This is a genomic window from Streptomyces aurantiogriseus (assembly GCF_014649375.1).
GTDB lineage: Bacteria > Actinomycetota > Actinomycetes > Streptomycetales > Streptomycetaceae > Streptomyces > Streptomyces aurantiogriseus.
This window is the reverse complement of the sequence record NZ_BMSX01000001.1, coordinates 72,144-96,113: the sequence shown is the minus strand read 5'-3', so window position 1 is coordinate 96,113 and position 23,970 is coordinate 72,144. Positions and strand designations below refer to the sequence as shown.

The 23,970-nt window shown below is 72.6% G+C and carries 21 protein-coding genes; 13 read left to right on the top strand and 8 right to left on the bottom strand.

What is annotated here, in order from left to right; all coding sequences use genetic code 11:
• The first annotated feature begins 621 nt into the window (after window positions 1–621).
• Entirely contained in the window at window positions 622–3,363 is a 2,742-nt protein-coding gene (locus tag IE263_RS00425) for an ATP-binding protein (RefSeq protein WP_189931088.1), read from the top strand.
• A gap of 126 nt (window positions 3,364–3,489) precedes the next feature.
• Window positions 3,490–4,419, top strand: coding sequence for an alpha/beta fold hydrolase (locus tag IE263_RS00420; RefSeq protein ID WP_189931086.1), 930 nt, complete (start codon window positions 3,490–3,492; stop codon window positions 4,417–4,419).
• Window positions 4,420–4,509: 90 nt separating this feature from the next.
• On the opposite strand, the gene IE263_RS00415 is transcribed toward IE263_RS00420, so the two are convergent.
• The 4 genes from IE263_RS00415 to IE263_RS00400 all read right to left on the bottom strand — a co-directional run bounded on the left by IE263_RS00415 (window position 4,510) and on the right by IE263_RS00400 (window position 8,693).
• On the bottom strand, window positions 4,510–5,298 hold the full coding sequence (locus IE263_RS00415; protein ID WP_189931084.1) for a DUF817 domain-containing protein: 789 nt from the start codon (window positions 5,296–5,298) through the stop codon (window positions 4,510–4,512).
• Window positions 5,299–5,368: 70 nt separating this feature from the next.
• Window positions 5,369–6,211 (bottom strand): transglutaminase family protein, encoded by an 843-nt coding sequence (locus IE263_RS00410; protein ID WP_189931082.1) that lies wholly within the window; start codon window positions 6,209–6,211, stop codon window positions 5,369–5,371.
• Between the two features lie 5 nt (window positions 6,212–6,216).
• Window positions 6,217–7,149: an alpha-E domain-containing protein gene (locus tag IE263_RS00405; protein WP_189931079.1), complete on the bottom strand. Its 933-nt coding sequence runs from the start codon at window positions 7,147–7,149 to the stop codon at window positions 6,217–6,219.
• Window positions 7,146–8,693: a circularly permuted type 2 ATP-grasp protein gene (locus IE263_RS00400; protein ID WP_189931061.1), complete on the bottom strand. Its 1,548-nt coding sequence runs from the start codon at window positions 8,691–8,693 to the stop codon at window positions 7,146–7,148. The genes IE263_RS00405 and IE263_RS00400 overlap by 4 nt, the downstream gene beginning before the upstream one ends.
• A gap of 255 nt (window positions 8,694–8,948) precedes the next feature.
• Here IE263_RS00400 and IE263_RS00395 point away from each other — a divergent pair, with 255 nt between their 5' ends.
• Window positions 8,949–9,983 carry a helix-turn-helix transcriptional regulator gene (locus tag IE263_RS00395; protein WP_189931060.1) on the top strand — a complete coding sequence of 345 codons (1,035 nt, stop codon included), beginning with the start codon at window positions 8,949–8,951 and terminating at the stop codon, window positions 9,981–9,983.
• On the opposite strand, the gene IE263_RS00390 is transcribed toward IE263_RS00395, so the two are convergent.
• The gene (locus tag IE263_RS00390; RefSeq protein ID WP_189931058.1) at window positions 9,946–10,929 is read right to left on the bottom strand and encodes a helix-turn-helix transcriptional regulator; all 984 of its coding nucleotides are present in this window, start codon (window positions 10,927–10,929) and stop codon (window positions 9,946–9,948) included. The two genes, IE263_RS00395 and IE263_RS00390, sit on opposite strands and share 38 nt — an antisense overlap.
• 17 nt (window positions 10,930–10,946) lie before the next feature.
• Window positions 10,947–11,960 (bottom strand): helix-turn-helix transcriptional regulator, encoded by a 1,014-nt coding sequence (locus tag IE263_RS00385; protein ID WP_229910720.1) that lies wholly within the window; start codon window positions 11,958–11,960, stop codon window positions 10,947–10,949.
• Between the two features lie 104 nt (window positions 11,961–12,064).
• On the opposite strand from IE263_RS00385, the gene IE263_RS00380 reads away from it, so the two are divergent.
• Both IE263_RS00380 and IE263_RS00375 read left to right on the top strand, forming a co-directional pair.
• Window positions 12,065–12,250, top strand: coding sequence for a hypothetical protein (locus IE263_RS00380; RefSeq protein WP_189932068.1), 186 nt, complete (start codon window positions 12,065–12,067; stop codon window positions 12,248–12,250).
• Between the two features lie 5 nt (window positions 12,251–12,255).
• Entirely contained in the window at window positions 12,256–12,594 is a 339-nt protein-coding gene (locus IE263_RS00375) for a Rieske (2Fe-2S) protein (RefSeq protein WP_189931055.1), read from the top strand.
• Between the two features lie 180 nt (window positions 12,595–12,774).
• Here IE263_RS00375 and IE263_RS00370 read toward each other — a convergent pair whose 3' ends face one another.
• Window positions 12,775–13,191 (bottom strand): pyridoxamine 5'-phosphate oxidase family protein, encoded by a 417-nt coding sequence (locus IE263_RS00370; RefSeq protein WP_189931054.1) that lies wholly within the window; start codon window positions 13,189–13,191, stop codon window positions 12,775–12,777.
• A 134-nt stretch (window positions 13,192–13,325) separates the two neighbouring features.
• Here IE263_RS00370 and clpB point away from each other — a divergent pair, with 134 nt between their 5' ends.
• Together clpB and IE263_RS00360 are read left to right on the top strand one after the other, a co-directional pair.
• Entirely contained in the window at window positions 13,326–15,923 is a 2,598-nt protein-coding gene (gene clpB / locus IE263_RS00365) for an ATP-dependent chaperone ClpB (RefSeq protein ID WP_189931053.1), read from the top strand.
• Between the two features lie 521 nt (window positions 15,924–16,444).
• Window positions 16,445–16,975: a YbjN domain-containing protein gene (locus tag IE263_RS00360; protein ID WP_189931051.1), complete on the top strand. Its 531-nt coding sequence runs from the start codon at window positions 16,445–16,447 to the stop codon at window positions 16,973–16,975.
• Window positions 16,976–17,208: 233 nt separating this feature from the next.
• On the opposite strand, the gene IE263_RS00355 is transcribed toward IE263_RS00360, so the two are convergent.
• Window positions 17,209–18,405, bottom strand: coding sequence for a pyridoxal phosphate-dependent aminotransferase (locus tag IE263_RS00355; RefSeq protein WP_189931050.1), 1,197 nt, complete (start codon window positions 18,403–18,405; stop codon window positions 17,209–17,211).
• Window positions 18,406–18,545: 140 nt separating this feature from the next.
• Here IE263_RS00355 and IE263_RS00350 point away from each other — a divergent pair, with 140 nt between their 5' ends.
• The 6 genes from IE263_RS00350 to pyrE all read left to right on the top strand — a co-directional run bounded on the left by IE263_RS00350 (window position 18,546) and on the right by pyrE (window position 23,864).
• A complete protein-coding gene (locus tag IE263_RS00350) occupies window positions 18,546–18,803 on the top strand; it encodes a hypothetical protein (RefSeq protein WP_189931044.1) in 258 nt (85 codons plus the stop codon).
• Window positions 18,804–19,178: 375 nt separating this feature from the next.
• A complete protein-coding gene (locus IE263_RS00345) occupies window positions 19,179–19,694 on the top strand; it encodes a DUF2617 family protein (RefSeq protein WP_189931042.1) in 516 nt (171 codons plus the stop codon).
• Between the two features lie 113 nt (window positions 19,695–19,807).
• Complete coding sequence (locus IE263_RS00340) at window positions 19,808–21,397, top strand: polyamine aminopropyltransferase (protein ID WP_189931039.1); 1,590 nt, start codon at window positions 19,808–19,810, stop codon at window positions 21,395–21,397.
• Window positions 21,398–21,613: 216 nt separating this feature from the next.
• Window positions 21,614–22,462: an SRPBCC domain-containing protein gene (locus tag IE263_RS00335; protein ID WP_189931037.1), complete on the top strand. Its 849-nt coding sequence runs from the start codon at window positions 21,614–21,616 to the stop codon at window positions 22,460–22,462.
• 38 nt (window positions 22,463–22,500) lie between these two features.
• Window positions 22,501–23,292 (top strand): aldose epimerase family protein, encoded by a 792-nt coding sequence (locus IE263_RS00330; RefSeq protein ID WP_189931035.1) that lies wholly within the window; start codon window positions 22,501–22,503, stop codon window positions 23,290–23,292.
• A gap of 23 nt (window positions 23,293–23,315) precedes the next feature.
• Window positions 23,316–23,864, top strand: coding sequence for an orotate phosphoribosyltransferase (pyrE, locus tag IE263_RS00325; protein WP_189931033.1), 549 nt, complete (start codon window positions 23,316–23,318; stop codon window positions 23,862–23,864).
• The last annotated feature ends 106 nt before the right edge of the window (window positions 23,865–23,970 follow it).

Genomic DNA, 23,970 nt, shown 5'->3' with positions numbered 1-23,970 from the left:
GATGGCAGCCCTTTCGGCCCATGGAACGTCGGTGGTTGGCATGGGGGGAGGGAGGGGAGAGCGGTGGGCGCGCGGGCAGGTGGGGCTGGTGGGGGAGTTGCGCGTGCGATGTTGAGGATAGGTGAAATTTGGACTTTGGCGTGAACGTTTCCACAAGCTGAGAACGGCGGGCCGCCGGGCGCTTGTTGGGAAGTGACGGTCCGTCATGGGAGCGGCGGTCTCATGCGGGAGGCGCAGCGGCTGTTCCGCTTCCGCGGCGACCGTCGGCCGAACGGAGGGAGGACCGGGCTGTCGTGCCGGCTCGGGTGACCGGCAGACGGCGCCGGAGTACCGCCGCCGCGTGCCGGCGATGCCGGGCCGCACAGAGGAAGCCGCGGCAGAGGCGTGGGCGATCCGATCGGGCCCGCCGCCGGGAAGAAGGCCGCTGACGGGCCGGTCGCGCCCGCCGCCGGGAAGAAGGCCGCCGATGGCGGATGCCCGGACCCCGGGCGCTCGGGCTGCCGCACGAGGAGGCCCTGCGTCCCGGCGGAGCGGACCGGGGACCGTGATCGCCGGGCCGGTACAGTCGCCCCCGACGCGCGGCCGGACCCGCCGCGCTGACGAGGACAGGGGGATACGCGCATGCCAGGGGGCCGACTTGCCGGACGCGCCGCCGAACGCGCGGAGCTCACCGATCTGCTCGACGGCATCCGGTCCGGCGCCGGGCGGGTCCTGGCACTGCGCGGCGAGCCCGGCGTCGGCAAGTCCGCGCTGCTGCGGCACGCCGCCCAGCACGCCGCCCCCGCCAAGGTCCTGCGCGCCACCGGCGCCGAACCCGAGACGAACCTCGCCTTCGCCGCCCTGCACCAGTTGCTGCGGCCGGTCGCCGGGCTCACCGACGCCTTACCCGGTCCGCAGCGGGACGCCGTGCGCGGGGCGCTGGGGCTGGCCGCGCCGCCCGCCGTACAGGACCGGTTCCTGGTGGCCGCGGGGGTGCTGTCGCTGCTGGCCGAGGCCGGGCGGCCGCACGGGCTGCTGTGCGTCATCGACGATTTCCACTGGGTCGACCGGGCCTCCGCCGACGCCCTGCTGTTCGCCGCGCGCCGTCTGGACACCGACGGCGTGGGGCTGCTGATCGCCACCCGCGACACCCCCGACACCCGGTACGCGCTGCGCGACCTGCCGGAGCGGCGGCTGACCGGGCTGGACGTCGCCGACGCGGCCGGGGCCCTCGCCGCCTGGGCGGCCGTGGAGCCCTCGCCGCGGGTCGCGGCCCTGATCGCCGAGGCCACCGGCGGCAACCCGCTCGCCCTGCGGGAGATCGCCGAACTGCTGACGGCCGGCCAGCTGACGGGTCACGAGCCGCTGCCCGACCCGCTGCCGCTGGGCGAGGGAGTCACCGCCGTCTACGGTGGCCGGCTCGCCGCACTGCCCACCGGTACCCGCCGGGTGCTGCTGGCCGCCGCGCTCGACGGGCGCGGCGACCCCCGGGTGGTGCTGGCCGCCGCCGCCCGGCTCGGGGCCCCGGAGCACGCCCTGGAGCCGGCCGAGGCCGCCGGGCTGGTGGCGGCCGGGCCCGCCGCGATCACTTTCCGGCACCCGCTGATCCGCTCGGCGGTGCACGCCGCCGCGAGCCCGGCGGACCGGCGCGCCGCCCACGAGGCGCTGGCCGCGGTCCTCGGGGCGGCCGGCGACGCGGACCGCCGGGCAGGGCACCTGGCCGCCGCGGCCATCGGCCCCGACGAGGAGATCGCCGCAGCCCTGGCCGCCGCGGCCGACCGGGCCCGCGCCCGGGGCGGCCACGCGGACGCCGCCGACGCCCTGACCCGCGCGGCACAGCTGACGCCCGACCCCGCCGCCCGGGCCCGCCGACTGACCGACGCGGCCGTGGCGGCCTGGCTCGGCGGGCGCCCGGGCCAGGCGCACAGCGCGCTCGCGGCGGCCGGCGAGACCGCCACGGACCCCGGCCTGCTGGCCGAACTCGCTCAGCTGCGCGGCCGCTTCGCGCTCAACTCGGGGGACGCGGCCGAGGCGCTGCGCATCCTCCTCGCCGCGGCGGACCAGGCACCCGACCGGCTCGAGCTGCTCGCGGACGCCGCCGAGGCCGCCGCCTACGTGGGCGACACCGACGCCACCGTGCGCGTCGGCCGCCGTGCCGAGGCCCTGTCCGAGCCGCAACCGCCGGGTTCCGCCGACGCGTTCGTGCGGGACGTCCTGGCCGGGTCCGGTGCCCTGCAGGGCGGGGACCCCGAACGCGGGGTGCCGCTGCTCAGACGGGCCCTGGCGGCCGTCCCGGACGACGCGGGCGAGGCCGCCACCCTGCTGTGGGCGGCCGCCGCCGCCAGCCTGCTCGGCGAAGGGGACGCCGCGGCCGCGTACGGGGCACGGGCCGGCGCGGTCGCCCGGGTGTCCGGAATGGCGGGCACGCTGCCCGTCGTCCTGGAGAACGCCGCCACCGCCGAGCGGATGAACAGCCGGTTCGCCCTGAGCGCCGCCCTGTCGACGGAGGGGCTGGCGCTTGCCCGGGAAGCGGGCATCAGCAACTCCGCGGCCGCGCACCTGGCCAATCTCGCGGTCTGCGCCGCGGTGCGCGGCCAGGAGGACGCCTGCCGCACCCACGCCCGGCAGGCCCTGGCCATCGCCATTCCGCACCGGCTGGGACTGCGCGTCGGCGTGGCCTCCTACGCCCTGGGCGTCCTCGACCTCGGCCTCGGCCGGTTCGCCCAGGCGCACGAGCGGCTGACCGCGCTGGCCGACGCGGGCCCGGGCGCCGGGCACCCCGTGGTCGTGTGGGGATCGGTCGCCGACCGGGTCGAGGCCGCCGTGGCCGTCGGGGACGAAGCGGCCGCCCGCACCGCCGTGGCCTTCCTGGAGCGGTGGTCGGCGCACGCGGACTCGGCGCGCTCCCGGGCGCTGCTGGCCCGCTGCCGCGCGCTGGTCGCCGAGGACGACACGGCCGTGTCCCTGCTGCACGAGGCGCTCGGGCACCTCGCCGGCGACAGCGGCGCCGCCTACGACCAGGCCCGTACCGCGCTGCTGCTGGGCGAACGGCTGCGCCGCGCCCGCCGGGTCGGCGAGGCGAGAGGGCACCTGCGCCAGGCCATGGAGGTCTTCCAGCGGCTGGCGGCCGAACCGTGGGAGCGGCGCGCGCGGGGCGAGCTGCGGGCCGCGGGGGAGAGCGTCGACCGCCCGGCGCCGGACGCGCTCGCCGCGCTCACCCCGCAGGAGCTGCGGATCGCCCGGCTGGTGGCCCAGGGCGCGTCCAACCGCGAGGTCGCGGCCCAGCTGTTCCTCAGTCCCCGCACCGTGGAGTACCACCTGTACAAGGTCTACCCGAAGCTGGGCATCAGCTCGCGCGCGGAGCTGACCCGGCTGCTTCGGTAGTCGCCACCAGTGGTCGCGGCCAGTAGTCGCCACCAGTAGTCCTACGGATGGCTCCGACAGCCCGTCCCAGCAGAGTTGTCCCCGTCAACGAGAACACCTCGGGGCAACGAGAGAAGCGAGACACAGATGACGGCAGAAGGACAGCTGGTCACGGTCGGCGACATCGAGCTGTGGACGGAGGAGTTCGGCGACCCCTCCCACCCGCCGGTGCTGCTCATCATGGGCTCGATGACCCAGGGCCTGCTGTGGCCCGACGAGTTCGTGGGCCGCCTCGCGGCCGCCGGCTACCGGGTCATCCGCTACGACCACCGGGACGTCGGCCGGTCCACGGCCCGGGACTTCGAGACCCACCCCTACACCTGGGCGGCGCTCAAGGACGACGCGCTCGGCCTGCTGGACGCCCTCGGCATCGACCGGGCGCACGTGGTCGGCCACTCAGCGGGCGGCTTGCTCGCCCAGTGGATCGCCGCGGACCACCCCGAGCGGGTGGCCACCCTCACGGTGATCGGCTCCTCGCCGCTCGGCGCCCGCGAGGGACAGGTGCTGACCCGTGCCCTGCTCGGCGAACCGCAGCCGCCGGGCAGCCTGCCGGAGCCGCGGCCGGAGTTCGTCGAGTTCTTCCGGGCCGCCCTGGCGGCCGCGCCACCCAGCACCCGCGCCGAGGCCGTCGACTTCCAGATCGCGACGGCCAGGGTGATGAACGGAACGGCGCTGCCGTTCGACGAGGACGCCCAACGACGCCTGGAGGAGCTGCTGTTCGACCGCGCCCGGGACCCGCGTACCACGGCCAACCACCGGCTCGCCGGAATGGCCGACCTCGAGGTCGAACCGGTCGACGCGCTGGTCAAGGTGCAGGCGCCCACCCTGGTCGTCGAGGGCACCCGCGAACCGGCCAAGCCCGGACACGGACAGCTGATCGCGGAGGCGATCGCCGGGGCCCGGCTGCTGATGGTCCAGGACATGGGCCACATGATCGCGCCGGAGGTGGTCGAGCCGGTCGCGACGGCGCTCATCGCCCACTTCGCCACCGCCGAAAGCGCGTTGCGGAAGCCGTGAACAGTCCGATCACCGCGCGCAAGGCCACCACGGAGACGAACAGGAGCAGGAGCGCGGCGAGCGACACGTTGACTTTGACCACGCGCATGTTCACGTCCACGCTCCCCGCCTCGTGTGCCGACGGGAGCCGCAGATGACGAAGGTGACGCTGATCAGGAGGGCCCAGGAGATCCACTTGGACACCGAGACCGGTTCCCAGCCGTGGAGTTGGTGCGGGTAGCTCCAGGCGCCCAGGTAGGTGGCGATGTTCTCGGCCAGCCAGAGGAAGAAGCCGATCAGGGCGAAGGAGAGCGCCAGCGGCATCCGGTGGCGTCGGTCGCCGATCGTGAAGTGCACCCAGGTCCCCGTGGTCACGGCCAGCAGCAGGGCGCCGAGCGCCCAGCGCAGGTCCGGCAGCCAGTGGTGGCTCAGGAAGTTGACGTACAGGCCCGCGGCCAGCAGGGCGGTGCCGCGGGCGCGGTAGCCGGTCAGGGTCAGGTCGAACAGCCGCCAGGACCGGCAGACGTAGCTGCCGACCGCCGCGTACATGAAGCCCCCGTACAGCGGCACGCCGGCGATCTCGGCCAGGGCCGGCTCGGGATAGCTCCACGCGCCGACGTGCACTTTCACCATCTCGAAGGCGAGCCCGAGAACATGGCAGGCGGCCACCACCGCCACCTCCCGCCGGGTCTCCCACCCCAGCAGGTAACCGACGCCGGTGAGGAGCACACCGTAGGCGAGCAGCAGGTCGTAGCGGGCCACCGGCAGGGGCGGGAGCAGCGTCGAGACCGCCATCCCGGCGAACAGCGCGACCGCGAAGGCGCAGGAGCGCGCCTGGAGCCAGGCGAACTGCGCCAACTGCCGGACGACTGTTCCGGCACGGTCCTCGATCTCGGGCATGCTCCTGTAGAGCGGCCCGGCGGTGAGGGCGGTTGCGGCCTTTACGTTTTCTGCACCCGGGTCGTCCTCCTCACCCCACCCGGGTGAACTCCACCGTCACCTCCGGCGGCCCCCCGGCCACCCCCCGGTACACCCCCTTGTGCGGGGTCACGTCGTCATAGTCCCGGCCCCGGCCGACCACCACATGGGACTCGTCGGCCCTCGTCCGGTTCGTCGGGTCGTAGCCGTGCCAGTCGCCTGCCCAGTACTCGATCCAGGCGTGGCTCTGGCCGGCGACGGGGCGGTGGAGTTCCGCCTCGCGTTCGGGGTGGAGGTAGCCGGAGACGTAGCGGGTGGGGAGGCCGAGGCCGCGGAGGAGGGCGATGGTGAGGTGGGCGATGTCCTGGCAGACGCCCGCGCCCTGGTCCCAGGCCTCGGTGGCGGAGGTGTTCACGCCGGTGACGCCGGGGAGGTACGCGACCCGGTCGGCGACCAGGGACGACACCGCCACCGCCGTCTCGTGCGGGTCGAGGCCCGCTGCCGCCTTCCTCGCCTTCTTCACCAGCTTCGGGGGGACCGTCGTACGGGGTGTCGGGTTCGCGAACTCCAGCAGGCGGGAGGTGGCCGTCTTCTCGGCCACCTCCCCCCAGGCCGGGGCCTCCGGGAGCTCGCCCGGCGGGGCCGTCTCCACCAGGCTCGACGCCGTGATGGTGAGGTCCGCGTGGGGGTCCATCAGCTCGAAGGCGGTGACCTGGGTGCCCCAGTAGTCCCAGTACGACCAGGTCGTGGCCGCCGGGCGGATGGTCACCCTGGAGTCCAGGGTGGTCTGGCCCGGCAGGGTCAGGGGGGTCATGCGGACCTCGTTGTGGGACGAGACCGCTGCCTGGGCGTAGGAGACGCGGGTGGTGTGGCGGATGCGGAGCCTGCGGGTCATGGCGCTCACGCTCCTTCCTGGGCCCACTCGACGGGGCCCTGGTACGGGAAGAACCGCTCCGCCACCGCCTCGGCGGAAGCCATGCAGGCCGTCTGCAAGTCGCGGAGCAAGGCCGGGAGCTGGTCTTCCATGCTCGGTGAGTCCAGGTATTCGAGGCGGGTGCGCAGGCGGCCGATCGGGCGGCGGGCCGGGTCCTGGCGGGGTCGGCCCAGCTCGCTCAGGCACTCCTCCGCCGTCGTCAGGGCGTGCAGTGCCGAGCGCGGGAAGTCCCGGTCCAGGAGGAGGAATTCAGCCACCCTCGGCGTGTCGCCGAAGCCGCTGTACACGCGCGCGTACGCCTCGTCGGCGCCGGACGCGCTCAGCAGCGTCGGCCAGTCCGGCGCGTGGGCCGCGTCCAGGACGCGGACCGACAGGAGACGGACGGTCATGTCGACCCGTTCCAGGCTCCGGCCCAGGACCACGAAACGCCAGCTGTCGTCCCGGCTCATCGTCGAGTCGGCGAGGCCGAAGAAGAGGGCCGCCCGGCTGCGGACCAGCTCCAGGTAGGCGTACGGGCCCGTGCGGCGGGCCGCCCGGCGCTGTTCGGCGAGCGCGTGCCAGGTCGCGTTGAGGCACTCCCACATCGCCGAGGACACGGCCTCGCGGGCGCTTCTCGCGTTCAGGCGGGCCGCGCCCAGCGCGCCCTCGATGGAGCCGGTCGAGCGGGCGTCGAAGGCGAGCTGGTCGAGGACCTGCTGCATGTCGACCGGTTCGCCGCCCGCGTCCATGCCGAGGATCGCGTACAGCGACCGGCAGGCGGCGTCCTCGTCGCGCCAGGGGTCCTCCAGCATGCGGTGGAGGTAGGCGTCGAGGATGCGTGCGGTGGCGTCGGCCCGTTCGACATAGCGGCCGGTCCAGGTCAGTGCCTCCGCGATCCGGGAGAGGATGACGTCGTTCACTGCTGTTGTGCCCCTTCCTGTACGCCGGTGGGGGTGCCGTCGGGGCCGAGCTGGCGGGGGGCCACGGCCGGGAGTGCGTCGTCGGACGGCTGCGGGGCGGGCCCTTCCGCGGGCCCCTCGGCGAGTACCCAGGTGTCCTTGGAACCGCCGCCCTGGCTGGAGTTGACGATCAGGTTGCCCTCCTGGAGGGCGACGCGGGTGAGGCCGCCGGGCAGCACCCAGACATCGTTGCCGTCGTTGACGGCGAAGGGCCGCAGGTCTATGTGGCGAGGTGCCATGCGTTCGCCGACGAGGGTGGGGGAGGTGGACAGGGCGACCGGGCGCTGGGCGATGAAGCCGCGGGGGTCGGCGGCGACCGCCTTCCGCGTCCGCTCCAGGGTCTCGGCGTCCGCCTTGGGGCCGATGACGATGCCCTGGCCGCCGGCGCCGTCCACCGGCTTGATGACCAGGCTCCCGATCTGGTCCAGGACCGCCTCCAACTGGCCCGGTTCGTCCGGGCGGAACGACTCCACATTGGGGAGAATCGGTTCTTCGGAGAGGTAGTACCGGATCAGGTCCGGGACGTACGTGTAGAGGAGCTTGTCGTCGGCGATCCCGTTGCCCACCGCGTTGGCGAGGGTGACGTTTCCGGCCACGGCCGCGCTCATGATGCCCGGGCAGCCGATCACCGAGTCGGGGCGGAAGTGGAGGGGGTCGAGGAAGTCGTCGTCCAGGCGCCGGTAGACGACGTGGACGGGGACCTCGCCGCGAGTCGTGCGCATCCACACCCGGTTGCCGCGGCAGACCAGGTCGTGGCCCTCGACCAGTTGCACGCCCATCAGCCGGGCCAGCAGCGCGTGTTCGAAGTAGGCGGCGTTGCTGGGGCCGGGGGTGAGGACGACGACCCTCGGGTCCGCGGCGCCCTCGGGGGCGGCGGCGCGCAGGGCGGCGAGCAGTCGCTGGGCGTAGCCGTCGACGGGCAGGACGTGCTGGCCGTCGAACAGGGAGGGGAACACCCGGGTCATCGCCCGCCGGTTCTCGATGACGTACGAGACACCGCTCGGCACCCGGACGTTGTCCTCCAGCACCCGGAAGTCCCCGCCCTCGTCCCGGACGAGGTCGATGCCGGCGACGTGGATGCGCACTCCGCCGGGTGGTTCGACCCCGTGGGCCGCGCGGTGGAAGTGCGGGGAGCCGAGGAGCAGCCGCCAGGGGACCACACCGTCCTCGAAGGCACGGCAGGAGCCGTAGGCGTCGGCGAGGTAGGCCTCGAGGGCCCTGACTCTCTGGCTGACGCCCCGTTGTATGAAATCCCATTCGAGTGCGTCGAGGATCCTGGGCACGAGGTCCAGCGGCCACGGCCGCTCCTCGCCCGCGAAGGCGTACGTCACGCCCCGGTCGGTGAACGCACGGGCCATCTGGTCGGCCCGGAAGCGCAGTTCACCCGGTTCGATCGGCTGAAGTGCCGCCAGTACCGGCTCATAGGCGGTCCTGACCTCACCCGGCCGCTCGAACATCTCGTCCCACGCATCGGCCAACGCGTACGCGTCGAATATGTCCGCCATGGCCTGACGTTAAGTGCGGCACGTAACACGACGATCACGGTTCGTTTTCCGGGAGCGCACGGGCGTGCGAGGGTGTCCCCGGCCAGGCGGCGGCCACCCCCAGCTTGTTGCAGTGCGAGGGGCGGAGGCCGGGAGAAACCCGTGTGTATGGGTGCTTTTCCCCGGTGCCGCCCCGTGGAGCCGTGTTGCGGAGCCGGTCCGGGGCCGCGCATAGTTGCGCTGCGGAAGAGGCGGACAGCGGGGGTGGGATGGTCGATGGCCGGGCACGGGACGGAGGAGCATCCTCACGGTGCTGACCGACTGTGCGAGGCCGGGGATCGCGTGTATTCCCGGGCCGTACGGCGGGGCCGTGTACCGCGCCGGGACGCCGAGCCGGTGCCCTGTCTGCTGGAGCTCGCCCTGCTCCACCCGGACCCCGACGACATGGACTGGCTGGTGCCGACCTCCCCGCAGGAGGTCATGACCCGGCTGCTGCGCGGACTGTACGACGACGTCAGCGCGAGCCAGCGGCGGATGGGTTCGGCGGTGGCCGCCTTCGAGTGGTACGCGCGCCTGGGCGGGCCGGCGCCGGCCGGTGCCGGGGAGGGTGCCGCGATCCGCGTTCTCGACGGTGACTCACGCATCCAGGGGGCCCTGGACGCGGCGACGGAGGCGTGTACGACGGAGGTGCTGACGGTCCAGCCCGGCGGCATCCGGCGCGAGCACGAGCTGTCGGAGGGCCTGCACCGGGCGCTCGCGCTGCGCGGGCGGGGCGTGCGCATGCGGGACCTGTACAACCACGTGGCCCGGCACGGCCAGGGTCTGCTCAACTACCTGGAGCTGATGGGAAACGCGGTCGAGGCGCGGACCCTCGACGAGGTCATCGACCGGCTGATCCTCTTCGACCGCACGGTCGCCTTCATCCCCGCGAACACCGACCGCACGATGGCGCTGGAGCTGCGCCACCCGGCCCTGATCGCCTACCTGGTCACGGTGTTCGAACGGCTGTGGCGGCTGGCGATCCCGCTGACCGCGCCGCTCCCGGACACCCGTATCGAGGGCATCTCGCACCGCGAGCAGTCCATCGCGGCGCTGCTGGCGGAGGGCCACCAGGACGCGGTGATCGCGGAACGCCTGGGCATCAGCGTCCGTACCTGCCGGGCGCACATCGCCCGCCTGTCGGAGACGCTGGGCGCGGCGAGCCGTACGCAGTTGGGGGTGCGGATCGCCCAGGTGGGGCTGCACGGGCCGCTGCCCGAGGTGGGCGCTCCCGTCATCCTTCCCGGTCAAGGATCCCCGACCGCCCGATGAGATAGCCGAGTTGGGCGCGGCTCTCGCTGCCGAGGGTGGCGGCCAGTTTGGCGATGTGGACGCGGGCGGTGCGGACGTTCATGCCGAGGCGGTCGGCGATGACGGTGTCGGTGTGGCCCTCGACGAGCAGGGCGGCGATGGCGCGCTGGCGGGGCGTGACGCCGTTGAGGGTGGGCTGGTTGACGGCTTCGGGGTACATCGGCGTCGCCAGGCGCCAGAGGCGGTCGAAGGTGGTGGCGAAGTAGTCGATCAGGGCCGGGTTGCGGACCTCCAGGGCCAGTGTGCGGTCCTTGCTGGCGGGGATGAAGGCGACCACGCGGTCGACGATGAGGAGACGGTCGGTGATCTCGTCGAGGGTGCGGGCCTCCACGTCGCCCCGCAGCCGTTCGTAGCGGACCTGGACCGAGGGCATGTGGCGGGTGGTGTGCTGGTAGAGGGTGCGGATACGGCCGCCGCGGTCGAGGAAGGCCTGGTCGCGGTCGAGGGCCGCGGCCTGGGCCTCCGGCGCCGGGCCCACATGGCCGGCGTGCGGCTGGATGGCGAGCACCTCGCCGGAGGCCTGGGTCATGGTCCGGGTGAGGACCTGGTTGATCCGGTCGAGGCCGCTGATCAGGCGGAGCTCGGCGGCGTCGGCCGGTTCGGCGCTGGGGACGGCGAGCGCGAGGAGCGGTTCGAACGCCTCGGCCAGCCAGGTCTCCTGCCGGCGGCGGCGGGCGATGTCGTCGGCGATGGTGCGCAGCAGCCGGGGCAGGGCGACGGCCGGGGCCAGCGGGTGCAGCCGCTCCGGGTCGCGACCGTCCGGGCGCAGGAGCCCGGTGTCGACCAGGCAGGGGTACGGCGCCGCCTCGTCCGCCGGGACGGGGCCCGAGCGCAGGGCGCGCGCGTAGAGCTCCAGGCCCGCCTCGCAGGGCTCCTCCGTTCCGTGGTCGTGCGCTGCCGCGGTCACGCGTGGCTCCTTCGGGTTCAGTGCTCGCGCTCCAGGATCCCCGACTGGGCGATGAGGTAGCCGAGTTGGGCGCGGCTGCCGCTGCCCAGGGCGGTGGCGAGCTTGGCGATGTGGGCGCGGCAGGTACGGACGTTCATACCCAGCCGGCGGGCGATGGCCTCGTCGACGTGGCCCTCGACGAGCAGCTTGGCGATGGAGTGCTGGATGTCGGTGATGCCGTCCGGGTCGGTCTCGTAGGGGGTGCCCGCTCTGAGCGGTACCGCGCGGTTCCACATGAACTCGAAGACCTTGATCAGGTAGCGGACGAGGCCCGGGTGCCGCAGTTCGAGGGCGACCTGGCGGTCGTCGCGGATGGGGATGAAGGCGACGGTCTCGTCGCAGATGATCAGGCGCTCCACGAGTTCGTCGATGGTGCGGTACTCGACCTTGCCGTCGGTGAACTGGTCGACGTAGGCCAGTCGGTCGGGGACGTAGCGGGCCGTGTGCTGGTAGAGGGTGCGGATGCGCACTCCGCGCTCGATCAGCGGGCGGTCGCGCTCCAGTGCCTCCAGGAGGCGGTTCTCGGGGCTGCGGTGGCCGCCGGGCTGGACCGCGAGGACCTCGGTCCGGCACTGGGAGGTGGCCAGGTCGAGTGCCGCGTTGATGCGGTCGAGGCCCTCCAGCACGGTGATCGAGTGGGTGGGGGCGGTCTCCCGGGCACTGAGGGCCATGAAGGGCTCGAAGACCTCGGTGAGCGCGATCGAGTGGCGCCGGCTCTCGGTGATCTCGCGCTCGATGGGGTGCAGCCGCTGGGCCAGCGCGACGGACGGTGGAACCGGGCGCAGCCAGTTCGCGTCGTCGGGGTCGGGGTGGAGGAGGGCGAACTCCATCAGGCAGGGAGCGGACTCGACATCCGCCCGCTGGATGCGGCCGGTGCGCAGGGCGTGCGCATAGAGGCGGCTTCCCTCCTCACAGAGCTCGGTCACCGCATGGGGATGTGTCGCCTTAGTCCCATTTGTTGCCAAATCTCCACCCCCCAGGGTCCTGAACATGCAGGAACATGATGCACCGATCGTGTGGCCATGACGTGCCTGAATGAGCCATCGTCTTACTCGACGGGGGAAGAGGGGACCTTCAAGTGAGGACGAAGCCGACTATGCGTAAGAGAATGCTTCGCTCGGTGCTTGTCGCCGCCTTCTCCGCCGTTGTGGCCGTCGGAACACTGGTCGGCCTCTCCGAAGCGAAGAGCGACGCGCACAAGACGAGTGGTGCTCAGGCCGTGGTCGCCGCGGCTGTCATCGAGGACACGCCGGCCGTCCCCTATGACACCAGGTGGGACTGATTGAGATGACCACACCGCCTGACGACCGTTCCTTCCGCCGCGAAATGGCCACCGCCTACCGCTCCGGCTGGCACTTCATCGATCTGGTCACCGCCATCCCCCACAGCGGTGACTCGTTGATGGTGACCGTGTTCGGAGAGCCGGTGGTCGTCACGCGGGACGAGGACGGGGACGTAAGGGCCTATCGGTGCCTGCGGCGGCCTCGGGGCGCGCCACAGCCCGTTCGGTGTGCCATCCGGTACGGAATGATCTTCGTGAACCTCGATCAGCGCGACCATCAGCTGGCGGAGTCGGCGAGCTCCGTCGCTCCCAGGACCATTTCAGCCACCCCCCGCAGTGCCTGACGCGATTCCCCCGTCGTAAAAGATCGCCTCAGGTGCTTCCCCCCGCAGCGGCGTCACCGTGACCTGAACACGGTGACGCCGCTGCAGTTTGTGGGGATATTTCGGGGTATGTGCGGGTCGGCCGGGTGGCCGGAAAACGCCGAAGGTGCGTTTGGGTCACCCGGGCCCCGTCGGCTCGTGTCACCCGTGGCCCATGACTCGCTCCACCTCGATCTCGATGACCACCCGCGTCGGGTTCACCCGCGGCGTCCGCCCGTACCGCTCCTCGTAGCGCCGCTCCGCCTCAGCGACCCGCTCCGGTTCCGTGCGGACGTGCGCCCGTCCCTCCAGCGTGGCCCAGCGGCGGCCGTCGACCTGGCAGGCCGCGACCCGGGCGCCGTCGGGGCCCGCCGCCAGGACGTTGCGCACCTTCGTGCTCGCCTTGTCGGTGATGACCCGAGCCAGTCGGCGCTCCGGGTCGTATGTCACTCCGACGGGAACGACGTGCGGGCTGCCGTCCGGGCGTGGTGTCGTCAGGGTGCACAGGTGTCTTTCGCGCCAGAACGCGAGGTACGCCGTGTCGAGTCGGGCGTCGGGATCCTGGGGGTAGGCGGTCATACGCCCGGAATCTAGCCGCTCCCGGAACCCGCACCGAACCCGGTGCGGACACCTTGAGTGGAATAGACTCAACTTTGTGTACGCTGACTGAGTCAGTGACGGGAGACGGCTGACACAAGGAGGAGACAGCGAACGTGGACGCCGAGCTGACCAACCGGAGCCGGGACGCGATCCAGGCGGCCGGCAACCGGGCCGTGTCCGAGGGACACCCCGACCTCACCCCTGCCCATCTGCTGCTCGCGCTGCTCCAGGGGCAGGACAACGAGAACATCGTCGATCTGCTCGCCGCCGTCGACGCCGACCAGGCCGCCGTGCGGGCCGGCGCGGAGAAGGTGCTCGGCTCGCTGCCCAGCGTGACCGGGTCCACCGTCGCACCCCCGCAGCCCAACCGCGAGATGCTCGCCGTGATCGCCGACGCGCAGGCACGGGCCAGGGAACTGGGCGACGAGTACCTGTCCACCGAGCATCTGCTCATCGGGATCGCCGCCAAGGGCGGGCAGGCCGGTGACGTCCTCACCCAGCAGGGGGTGACCGCGAAGAAGCTGGCCGACGCCTTCCAGAAGGCCCGCGGCGGGCGCCGGGTGACCACCGCCGACCCCGAGGGGCAGTACAAGGCCCTGGAGAAGTTCGGCACGGACTTCACCGCCGCCGCGCGGGACGGCAAGCTCGACCCCGTCATCGGGCGGGACCAGGAGATCCGGCGGGTCGTGCAGGTCCTGTCCCGTCGTACCAAGAACAACCCCGTTCTCATCGGTGAGCCCGGCGTCGGCAAGACCGCCGTCGTCGAGGGGCTCGCCCAGCGGATCGTGAAGGGGGACGTGCCGGAGTCGCTGAAGGACAAGCGGCTGGTGGCGCTCGACCTCGGCGCGATGGTGGCCGGGGCGAAGTACCGGGGCGAGTTCGAGGAGCGGCTGAAGACCGTCCTCGCCGAGATCAAGGACTCCGACGGGCAGATCATCACCTTCATCGACGAGCTGCACACCGTCGTGGGCGCCGGCGCCGGCGGGGACTCCGCCATGGACGCCGGCAACATGCTCAAGCCCATGCTCGCGCGCGGTGAGCTGCGCATGGTCGGTGCGACGACCCTCGACGAGTACCGCGAGCGGATCGAGAAGGACCCGGCCCTGGAGCGGCGGTTCCAGCAGGTGCTGGTCGCCGAGCCGACCGTCGAGGACACCATCGCGATCCTGCGCGGGCTGAAGGGGCGGTACGAGGCCCACCACAAGGTGCAGATCGCCGACGCCGCGCTGGTCGCCGCCGCCACCCTCTCGGACCGGTACATCACCTCCCGCTTCCTCCCCGACAAGGCCATCGACCTCGTCGACGAGGCCGCCTCGCGCCTCCGCATGGAGATCGACTCGTCCCCCGTCGAGATCGACGAACTCCAGCGTGCGGTCGACCGGTTGAAGATGGAGGAGCTGGCGCTCGGCAAGGAGACCGACCCCGCCTCCCGTGAGCGTCTGGAGAAGCTGCGCCGCGACCTCGCCGACAAGGAGGAGGAGCTGCGCGGCCTCAACGCCCGCTGGGAGAAGGAGAAGCAGTCCCTCAACCGGGTCGGCGAGCTGAAGGAGAAGCTCGACGAACTGCGCGGCCAGGCCGAACGCGCCCAGCGCGACGGCGACTTCGACACCGCGAGCAAGCTGCTGTACGGCGAGATCCCGGCCGTCGAGCGCGACCTGGAGGCCGCGTCCGCCGCCGAGGAGGAGGCCGCGAAGGACACCATGGTCAAGGAGGAGGTCGGCTCCGACGACATCGCCGACGTCGTCGCCTCCTGGACCGGCATCCCCGCCGGCCGTCTGCTGGAGGGCGAGACGCAGAAGCTGCTGCGCATGGAGGACGAGCTGGGCAAGCGGCTCATCGGCCAGACCGAGGCCGTACGGGCCGTGTCGGACGCCGTACGGCGATCGCGGGCCGGTATCGCCGACCCCGACCGCCCCACCGGTTCCTTCCTCTTCCTCGGCCCGACCGGTGTCGGCAAGACCGAACTCGCCAAGGCACTCGCCGACTTCCTCTTCGACGACGAGCGGGCCATGGTCCGCATCGACATGTCGGAGTACAGCGAGAAGCACAGCGTCGCCCGGCTGGTCGGCGCCCCGCCCGGGTACGTCGGTTACGAGGAGGGCGGTCAGCTGACGGAGGCGGTGCGGCGGCGGCCGTACAGCGTGGTGCTGCTCGACGAGGTCGAGAAGGCGCATCCCGAGGTCTTCGACATCCTGCTCCAGGTGCTGGACGACGGCCGTCTGACGGACGGCCAGGGCCGGACGGTCGACTTCCGCAACACGATCCTGGTGCTGACGTCCAATCTGGGCAGCCAGTTCCTGGTCGATCCGGTCTCGACGGAGGCGGAGAAGAAGGAGCAGGTGCTGGAGGTGGTGCGGACCTCCTTCAAGCCCGAGTTCCTCAACCGGCTCGACGATCTGGTCGTCTTCTCGGCTCTGTCCAAGGACGAGCTGAGCCGGATCGCGCGGCTCCAGATCGACCGGCTGGCCAGGCGGCTGGCCGAGCGGCGGCTCAGCCTGGAGATCACGGATGCCGCGCTGACCTGGCTCGCCGACGAGGGCATGGATCCGGCGTACGGTGCCCGCCCGCTGCGCCGCCTGGTCCAGACGGCCATCGGCGACCGCCTCGCCAAGGAGATCCTGGCCGGCGAGGTCAAGGACGGCGACACGGTCCGGGTGGACGCGTTCGGGGACGGGCTGATCGTGGGCCCGGCGACGGGCAAGACGCTCTGACCGGCGCGGGGGCTTGCCTCGCCCGACCTCCAGGGGCTCCGCCCCTTCGACCCCGCCGGGGCTGCGCCCCGTGAACCCCGGCGGGGCTGCGCCCTGCACCCCTCGCGGGGCTGCCGCCCCGCACCCCGCTTCGGCCCTGAACGGGCCTCGTCCTCAATCGCCGGACGGGCTGGGTTGCCCTGCCCGGCGCTTGCCGGGTGCCCTCGGGCGGGTTGAGCGTGAGGCCCGCCTCTTGTCCGACCGAGTCGGGTGGTGGGTGGGCATAGGCCGGGGGTCCAGGGGGGCGGGGGCGCCCCCCTGGACCCCGCGCGCCCACCTCACGGCCCCCCGACCTGCACGCTTCCCCGCACGTTCACTGCTTCGACGCCTGCCCGCCGGACTCCCGCCGCAAGATCGAGCGCCGCATCACAGGACTGGACGGCCGGATCCTGTCAGCCCTCGGCTTACACACCGAGTCGGGGTTGCCATCCCCCGCCCCCTCTGGGGGAGGATGGCGGGATCCGTACGAAGGGAAAATCACGGTGAGCATCGACCCGTCCTCGATTCCGAACTTCGGGGGCCAGCCCGAGCCGCAGCCCCAGGGACCGGCGGGCCCCGTCGTTCCGGATCAGGACCTCGTGAAGCAGCTCCTCGACCAGATGGAGCTGAAGTACGTCGTCGACGACGAGGGTGACCTCGCGGCGCCGTGGGAGGAATTCCGTACGTACTTCATGTTCCGTGGCGAGGGCGACCAGGCGGTCTACTCGGTGCGGACGTTCTACGACCGGCCCCACAAGATCGACGAAAAGGCGCAGCTCCTGGAGTCCATCGACGACTGGAACCGCCGCACCTTGTGGCCCAAGGTCTACACCCACACCCACGACGACGGCACCGTCCGCCTCATCGGCGAGGCGCAGATGCTGATCGGCGCCGGGGTGAACATCGAGCTCTTCGTCTCCTCGACGGTGAGCTGGGTCCGTGCCGCCATCGAGTTCGACAAGTGGCTCGTGGAGCAGCTGGGCCTCGAGCAGGAGGTCAACGAAGCGGAGAAGCCCGAAGAGGGCGACGAGTAAGTCCCCAGATCTACAGCGGCGTGTAAGCGCCGTAAGCGAACGAGAGCCCGGCCAGGGCCGCGACCACCACGGCCGCGTGCCAGGGCCGGGCTCCGGCCGTTCGCACCGGAGCCTCCGCCGAGCGGGCTCAGCGCGGTGACCGCCCGCTCCAGCGCCGTGCGCGGCGATCTCCGGATACCGCTGGGAGTCCCAGGACCGGCCGAGCGGGTGGGACGGAAGCTGACGGTCGTCGGTCAGCCGGCCAGTGTCTTCAGCCGCTTCACGGCCTCCTCCAGCACGCTCACCTGCTTGCAGAACGCGAACCGCACGAACGGCGCGCCCGCCTCACGGTGGTCGTAGAACACGGCGTTCGGGATGGCCACCACGCCCGCCCGCTCCGGCAGTGAGCGGCAGAAGGCGAAGCCGTCGCTCTCGCCGAGGGGGCGGATGTCGGTGGTGATGAAGTAGGTGCCGGCGGGACGGAAGACGGAGAAGCCGGCCTCCGCCAGCCCCGCCGCCAGCAGGTCCCGCTTGGCCAGCATGTCCGCGCGGAAGGCGTCGAAGTACGCGTCCGGCAGCGCGAGCGCCTCGGCGACCGCGTACTGGAACGGCCCGGAGGAGACGTACGTCAGGAACTGCTTGGCCGACCGCACCGCCGTGACCAGCCCGGGCGCCGCCGTCACCCACCCGACCTTCCACCCGGTGAACGAGAAGGTCTTGCCGGCACTCCCGATCGTCACCGTCCGCTCACGCATGCCCGGCAGCGTCGCCAGCGGCACATGCTCGGCCTCGTCGAAGACCAGGTGCTCGTACACCTCGTCGGTGACGACCAGCAGGTCCCGCTCCACGGCCAGCTCGGCGATCGCGGTCAGCTCGGCACGGGTGAGGACGGTGCCGGTCGGGTTGTGCGGGGTGTTGATCAGCAGCAGCCGGGTGCGGTCGGTGACCGCGTCCCGCAGCTCGTCCAGGTCGAGACGGAAACGGGCCTGCTCGGCGTCCGGCCGCAGCGTCACCGGCACGCGTGTGCCGCCCGCCATCGCGATGCAGGCCGCGTAGGAGTCGTAGTACGGCTCCAGGGCCACGACCTCGTCACCGGGCTCCAGCAGCGCCAGCAGCGTGGCCGCGACGGCCTCCGTGGCGCCCGCGGTGACCAGGACCTCCGTGTCCGGGTCGAAGGACAGCCCGTACCGCCGGCGCTGGTGCTCGGCGACCGCCGTGCGCAGCTCGGGGATGCCGGGCCCCGGCGGGTACTGGTTGCCGCGGCCGTCCCGCAGCGCCCGCACGGCCGCCTCCCGCACCTCCTCGGGCCCGTCCGTGTCCGGGAACCCCTGCCCGAGATTGATGGCCCCGGTCCGCACCGCGAGGGCGGACATCTCGGCGAAGATCGTCGTCCCGAAAGCGGCGAGACGACGGTTGAGGAAGGGGCGTGCGGTGGAGGTCATGCCGGTCATCCTGCGCCGAAGCTCTGGACTTCCTCAAGTGTGCTTTGGCCCGTGCGAGGGGCGGGCATCCCCCGTTCACGCGCCGGTCACACGGTGCGCGAGGCGCCCACGGGGGGCCGCTTCGGGGGATACGAAGGGAGGGTGACGCCATGGTCGTCGGCATCATCCTGGCGGTGATCGCAGTCGTGCTCGTGGGGGCGGTCCTCGCGGGCGCACGCCGGACCAGCAACGCGCGCACGTACCGGGGCGGCCGGCCGCAGCGGTCCACGAGCCGGCACAGCGACAGCGGCGGCGGCAGCAGCAGCTGGTGGGCGGGCGGCGGGGACAGCGGCTCGTCCGGCGGACACTCCTGCGGCGGCGGTTCGTCCTGCGGGGGCGGAGGCGGCGGATGCGGCGGAGGCAGCTGACACGGGGCAGCTGAGCTCCCCGAGGGGGAGCCGCATCCGGACCGCGGGGTCCGCCCCTGACCAGGGCGCCCCGCGGTCGCACCATGTCCGGCGCGGGGGCGCGCGCAGGTGCGCCCGGCCGCACGGCGCGCGCTGTGATTGAACAGTTGAGCTGTGGAGCCCTCTGAGGGATGGAAACCCCACGAAGTTGGGTAAAAACGCTGTGGCGGCGCCACCGTTCATGATTCCCTCTACATCGCCAACGCAGCCCCTCGGCCCCCTCGGACGTCCCGCGCGGACGCCCTGACCAGACCCGGGTCGACCGGGGCCCGACCCCCGGTGTCGACCGGGGTGCGCCGGACCTTTCCTCTTCTTTTGTTCCAGCGGAGCCGAGTCATGCTCACGACCCTGAACACCTCCTACACCGACACGCGCGCGGCCGACCTCGCCTGGGCCCTGGGGCGCGAGCCGCTGCCCGCCCTGGCCACACTCGACCTCGAACTGCTCGGTACCAAGCTTCAGTTGAGACTCCTCGGCGCGTCCCACCAGGTGCTGCTGGAGGAGGAGAAAGGCTCCTGTTCCGAGACGGTGGCCTGTATCCCCGGGAGCAGCACCCCGCTCCCGCTGGGCGTGTCCAAGCGGGTGGGAGACTGGGAGTACGAGTTCGCCGCCCGTGTGGAAGTCCTGACACCGGGCCAGTTCGCGGGCCGTGCCCAGGAGTTGCTCGCCCTGGTCTCCGACCACCCCCACGGCCTGGCCGGCGTCTTCCCCGGCAGCCCCCACGCCTTCACGGCCCTGCTGGCCCAGCGCCACGAGGGGCATGTGCACTGGCGGACGTGGCACGCGTACCCGCAGGACGGGCAGCTGGTGGCGACCAGGACGAGGGTGGGGGCGCGGGTGCCGGTGAGTTGACGGGGGCCGGGGGCGGCATCAGCCGAGGCTCAAACGTACGGGGCCTCAACTACCCGGAGTTCCACACGTGTGGGTGACGAAGCTCGCCGTATTCGTCACGTAACGTCCCACTCGTGATCGAACCGCACGCCCCCGCCCCGCCCGGTGCCCCACCCGCCTGGCGCGGCCCCGCGCGGCTCCCCGTCCGGCCGGACACCGGGCGGCTCCTGGTCCTCGGGTGCGTCTTCGTCTGCGCGGCCTGCGGTCTGGTCTACGAACTCGAACTGGTGGCCCTGGCCTCGTACTTGATGGGTGATTCGGTCACCCAGGCCTCCGTCGTGCTGTCGGTCATGGTCTTCGCGATGGGCATCGGCTCGCTGGCCGCGAAACGGCTGCGCCGTCTGGGGGCGGCCGGCTTCGCGGCGGTCGAGGTGACACTCGCCCTGGTCGGGGGCTGCAGTGCGATGGCGTTGTACGCGGTGTTCGCGTGGACGGGCGACTGGGGTGGCCTGTGGGCGAACGGTCCGCGTGTCCTGCTGGTCGCCTTCTCCCTGGCGATCGGCCTGCTGATCGGCGCCGAGGTTCCCCTGCTGATGGAGCTGATCCAGCGCATCCGCCGCCAGGACGCGGGTGGCGCGGTGGCGGACCTGTTCGCCGCGGACTACGTGGGCGCGCTGGTGGGAGGCCTGGCCTTCCCCTTCCTCCTGCTCCCCTTCCTCGGCCAGCTGACCAGCTCTCTCCTCACGGGCGCGGTGAACGTGATCGCGGGCGGCGCCCTGGTCCTGGGCCTGTTCCGCCGAGACCTGACCTGCCGGGCCCGCTGTCTCCTGCTGACGGCCACGGTCACCGTGCTCGGCGTCCTGGCCTCGGCCGCCGTCCTGGTGGACGACTTCGAACGAGCCGCACGCCACGCGGTGTACGGCGACGACGTCCGCGTGGCCCTGCGGACCGGCGTCCAGGAGGTCGTCCTCACCGGCGGCACGGGAGGCCGCCCCCTGGGCCTCTACCTCGACGGCAGGCTCCGCGTCTGCGGCCACGACGAGCGCCGCTACCACGAGGCCCTGGTCCACCCCGCGATGAACGGCCCCCACACACGCGTACTGATCCTCGGCGGCGGCGACGGACTGGCCGCCCGCGAGGTCCTCACCCACCCCGGCACCCACCGTGTCGACGTCGTCGAGCTCGACCCCGACCTCGTCCGCCTGGCCCGCACCGACCGGCCCCTCTCCGGCCTGAACAGCCACGCCTACGACGACCCCCGCGTCCACGTCACCATCGCCGACGCCTTCCGCCGCCTGCGCGAGATGCCGGCGGGCCGGTACGACGTGGTGATCGCGGACCTCCCCGACCCCGGCATCACGGCCAGCACGAAGCTGTACTCCCAGGAGTTCTACGGCCTCGCCCGCCGCGCCCTGCGCCCCGGCGGCCGCCTCGTGGTCCACGCCGGCCCGGTCGCCGCCCGCCCCCGCGTCTTCTGGACGGTGGAGACGACGATCCGCGCGGCGGGCCTGCGCACCTCCCCCTACCGCGTCGCCGGCGACGACACCGGCATCACCACAGGCCCCGACCGCACCGCGGACACCTCCCGCGCCCCCCGCGACTGGGGCTTCGTCCTGGCCGCCGCAGACACCCGCCCACCCCTGCCCCTGGACCACGAGGAGCGGCCACTGGGAGCACCGGTGGAGGGGGTGCGGGCTTCGACGTTGATGCATCCGCGGTACTAGGGGGCGTGTCGCAGCGCCGGTGACGCCGATCCGAGGGGCGGGCTTCCGGGCGCCGGTCGGGGGAAGCCGGCCCGTCCAACGTTTGAGGACGAGGCCCGTTCAGGGCCAGTGGCGGGGGTCCGGGGGCGGAGCCCTGACGGAGGCCCGCTTCAACGCCGGGGCGAGTTGCGGCAGAGGGGGCGTATACCCCCGCGCTCCTCGGTAGGCTCCGCAGGTATGGAGCATGAGGTGTTCGTTCCGGTTCCGGTCGAGCAGGCGCGGGCAGCCCTCGTCGACCCCGCGCAGGTGGCCCGGGCGGTCCCCGGACTCCAGCAGGACGCCGGCACCGACCCCGTCGCGGGCCGGTTGAAGCTACGCGTCGGCGGTCACACCATCACCTACCGGGGCACCCTGCGCGTCACCACCCGTGCGGACGACACGTACGCCGTGGAGGGCGACGCGACCGAGGCGCGCGGAACGGGCACGGTCAAACTCGCCCTCACCCTGGGGCTGCGGGAGTCCGGCGACGGCACCACCCTCCACGTCGAGGGCACGGCCTCCGCGGACGGCCGGATCGCGGAACTCCCGCCGGAGGCGGTGGACGCGGCGGTCGTACGCCTGCTGAACCGTTTCGCGGAGAACCTGGGGACACTCGCGGCCGAGCAGGAGCCCGTACGGGAAGCCCCGGAGCCGGAGCCGGAGCCTGAGCCGGAGCCCGACGAGGAACCCCCCACCCCCGTCTTCCAGGCCGAGATTCCCCCGTCCGGCCTCGACGAACTGGACGGCGTGGACGACGTGGACGAGGTGAATGACGTGGATGAGGTGGACGACGTGGACGAAGGAGCCGGCGTGGACGACTTCCCCTCCGCCGCCGAACCCCCCGCCGAAGCCGCGCACGCGCGCCGCACGATGATCGGCCGCAGCGCGGAGGAGGTGGACCACGCGCCGCCGCGCGGCCGGTACGCGCCGGTCCCGGCCCCGCAGACCGTCGCCCCGACGAACACCCTGCGCTGGGCGGCCCCGGCGGCCGCGTTCGTCGTGGCGTCGGCGATCGTCGTGGGCAGGGTGCTGCGGCGCCGCCGGTGACACCCACGCCCTCTTGATCGCCTCGGTAGGGTCGTCCCGTGAGTGACGAAGACATCACGCTGACCGCGGGCGACGCGGAGGTGACCGTGCAGCCGGGCAACGGCGGACGGGTCGGAGGGCTGCGCGTCGGCGGTGTGGAGCTGCTGCGCCAGGGGGAACGGTTCGGCTGCTTCCCGATGGTCCCCTGGTGCGGGCGGGTCCGGGACGGCCGCTTCCGGGACGGGGCGACCGTCCACCAGATGCCCCTCAACTCCCCGCCGCACGCCATCCACGGCACCGTCCGCGACGGCGCCTGGCGGGTGGCCCGCAGTTCGGCGGACGAGGCGGTCCTGACGTACGACCTGGTGGAGCCGTGGCCCTACCCCGGCCGGGTCACGCAGATCGTCGCACTGAGCGAGGACGCGCTGACGCTGACGATGTCGGTGGAGACGTACGGCTCGTCGTTCCCGGCGCAGATCGGCTGGCACCCGTGGTTCAACCGGAACCTGGGAGGGAGCGAGGGCGTGCAGCTCTCCTTCGACCCGGCCTGGCAGGAGGAGCGCGGCGACGACCACCTGCCGACCGGCAACCGCGTCGATCCGAAGCCCAGCCCCTGGGACGACTGCTTCGGCATGCCGGACGGCGTCGCCGTCGCCCTCACCTGGCCGGGGCAGCTCCGGCTCGAGGTGACCAGCCCGGAGCGGTGGGTCGTCGTCTACGACGAGCAGGAGGCGGCCGTGTGCGTGGAGCCGCAGACCGGCCCGCCGAACGGGCTCAACACCCTCCCGCGCCTGGTCACCCCGCTGGAGCCCCTGGAGGCGACGACGACCTGGCGCTGGAGCCGCCTGTAGGGGGCGCCTCTAAGCTGTTCGGCATGACGGACGTACGTGGCGAGCTGCTGCAGCAGATCAAGGACAAGGCCGTGGTGCACGGCAAGGTGACCCTGTCGTCGGGTCTGGAGGCCGACTACTACGTCGACCTGCGCCGCATCACCCTCGACGGCGAGGCCGCTCCGCTGGTCGGCCAGGTGCTGCTGGACCTGACCGCCGAGCTGGACTTCGACGCGGTGGGCGGGCTGACCATGGGTGCCGACCCGGTCGCGGCCGCGATGCTGCACGCCGCCGCCGCGCGCGGCCGCAGGCTGGACGCCTTCGTCGTACGCAAGGCGGCGAAGGCGCACGGGCTGCAGCGGCGGGTCGAGGGCCCGGAGATCAAGGGCCGTCGGGTCCTGGTCGTCGAGGACACCTCCACCACCGGCGGCTCGCCGCTGACCGCCGTGGAGGCGGTGCGCGAGGCGGGCGCCGAGGTCGTGGCCGTCGCGACCATCGTGGACCGGGCGACGGGCGCCGCCGAGAAGATCCAGGAGGGCGCGGGGGTGCCGTACCTGTTCGCCTTCTCGAAGGATGAACTGGGTCTGGACTGACAACCCACTTTGACCTGGACTTGACCGGCGCGTGGACCGGCCGTGGACCAGGCATGGACCATCCGCGCATCTCTGGAAAGATGGGGACGACGATGACGTCGCACCC

Excerpts from the sequence above, each read along its gene's own strand:
- IE263_RS00425 (WP_189931088.1), top strand. The coding sequence starts at position 622 with ATGCCAGGGGGCCGACTTGCCGGACGCGCCGCCGAACGCGCGGAGCTC.
- IE263_RS00420 (WP_189931086.1), top strand. The coding sequence starts at position 3,490 with ATGACGGCAGAAGGACAGCTGGTCACGGTCGGCGACATCGAGCTGTGG.
- IE263_RS00415 (WP_189931084.1), bottom strand. The coding sequence starts at position 5,298 with ATGCCCGAGATCGAGGACCGTGCCGGAACAGTCGTCCGGCAGTTGGCG.
- IE263_RS00410 (WP_189931082.1), bottom strand. The coding sequence starts at position 6,211 with ATGACCCGCAGGCTCCGCATCCGCCACACCACCCGCGTCTCCTACGCC.
- IE263_RS00400 (WP_189931061.1), bottom strand. The coding sequence starts at position 8,693 with ATGGCGGACATATTCGACGCGTACGCGTTGGCCGATGCGTGGGACGAG.
- IE263_RS00395 (WP_189931060.1), top strand. The coding sequence starts at position 8,949 with ATGGCCGGGCACGGGACGGAGGAGCATCCTCACGGTGCTGACCGACTG.
- IE263_RS00385 (WP_229910720.1), bottom strand. The coding sequence starts at position 11,960 with ATGTTCAGGACCCTGGGGGGTGGAGATTTGGCAACAAATGGGACTAAG.
- IE263_RS00380 (WP_189932068.1), top strand. The coding sequence starts at position 12,065 with ATGCGTAAGAGAATGCTTCGCTCGGTGCTTGTCGCCGCCTTCTCCGCC.
- IE263_RS00375 (WP_189931055.1), top strand. The coding sequence starts at position 12,256 with ATGACCACACCGCCTGACGACCGTTCCTTCCGCCGCGAAATGGCCACC.
- IE263_RS00370 (WP_189931054.1), bottom strand. The coding sequence starts at position 13,191 with ATGACCGCCTACCCCCAGGATCCCGACGCCCGACTCGACACGGCGTAC.
- IE263_RS00355 (WP_189931050.1), bottom strand. The coding sequence starts at position 18,405 with ATGACCGGCATGACCTCCACCGCACGCCCCTTCCTCAACCGTCGTCTC.
- IE263_RS00350 (WP_189931044.1), top strand. The coding sequence starts at position 18,546 with ATGGTCGTCGGCATCATCCTGGCGGTGATCGCAGTCGTGCTCGTGGGG.
- IE263_RS00345 (WP_189931042.1), top strand. The coding sequence starts at position 19,179 with ATGCTCACGACCCTGAACACCTCCTACACCGACACGCGCGCGGCCGAC.
- IE263_RS00335 (WP_189931037.1), top strand. The coding sequence starts at position 21,614 with ATGGAGCATGAGGTGTTCGTTCCGGTTCCGGTCGAGCAGGCGCGGGCA.
- pyrE (WP_189931033.1), top strand. The coding sequence starts at position 23,316 with ATGACGGACGTACGTGGCGAGCTGCTGCAGCAGATCAAGGACAAGGCC.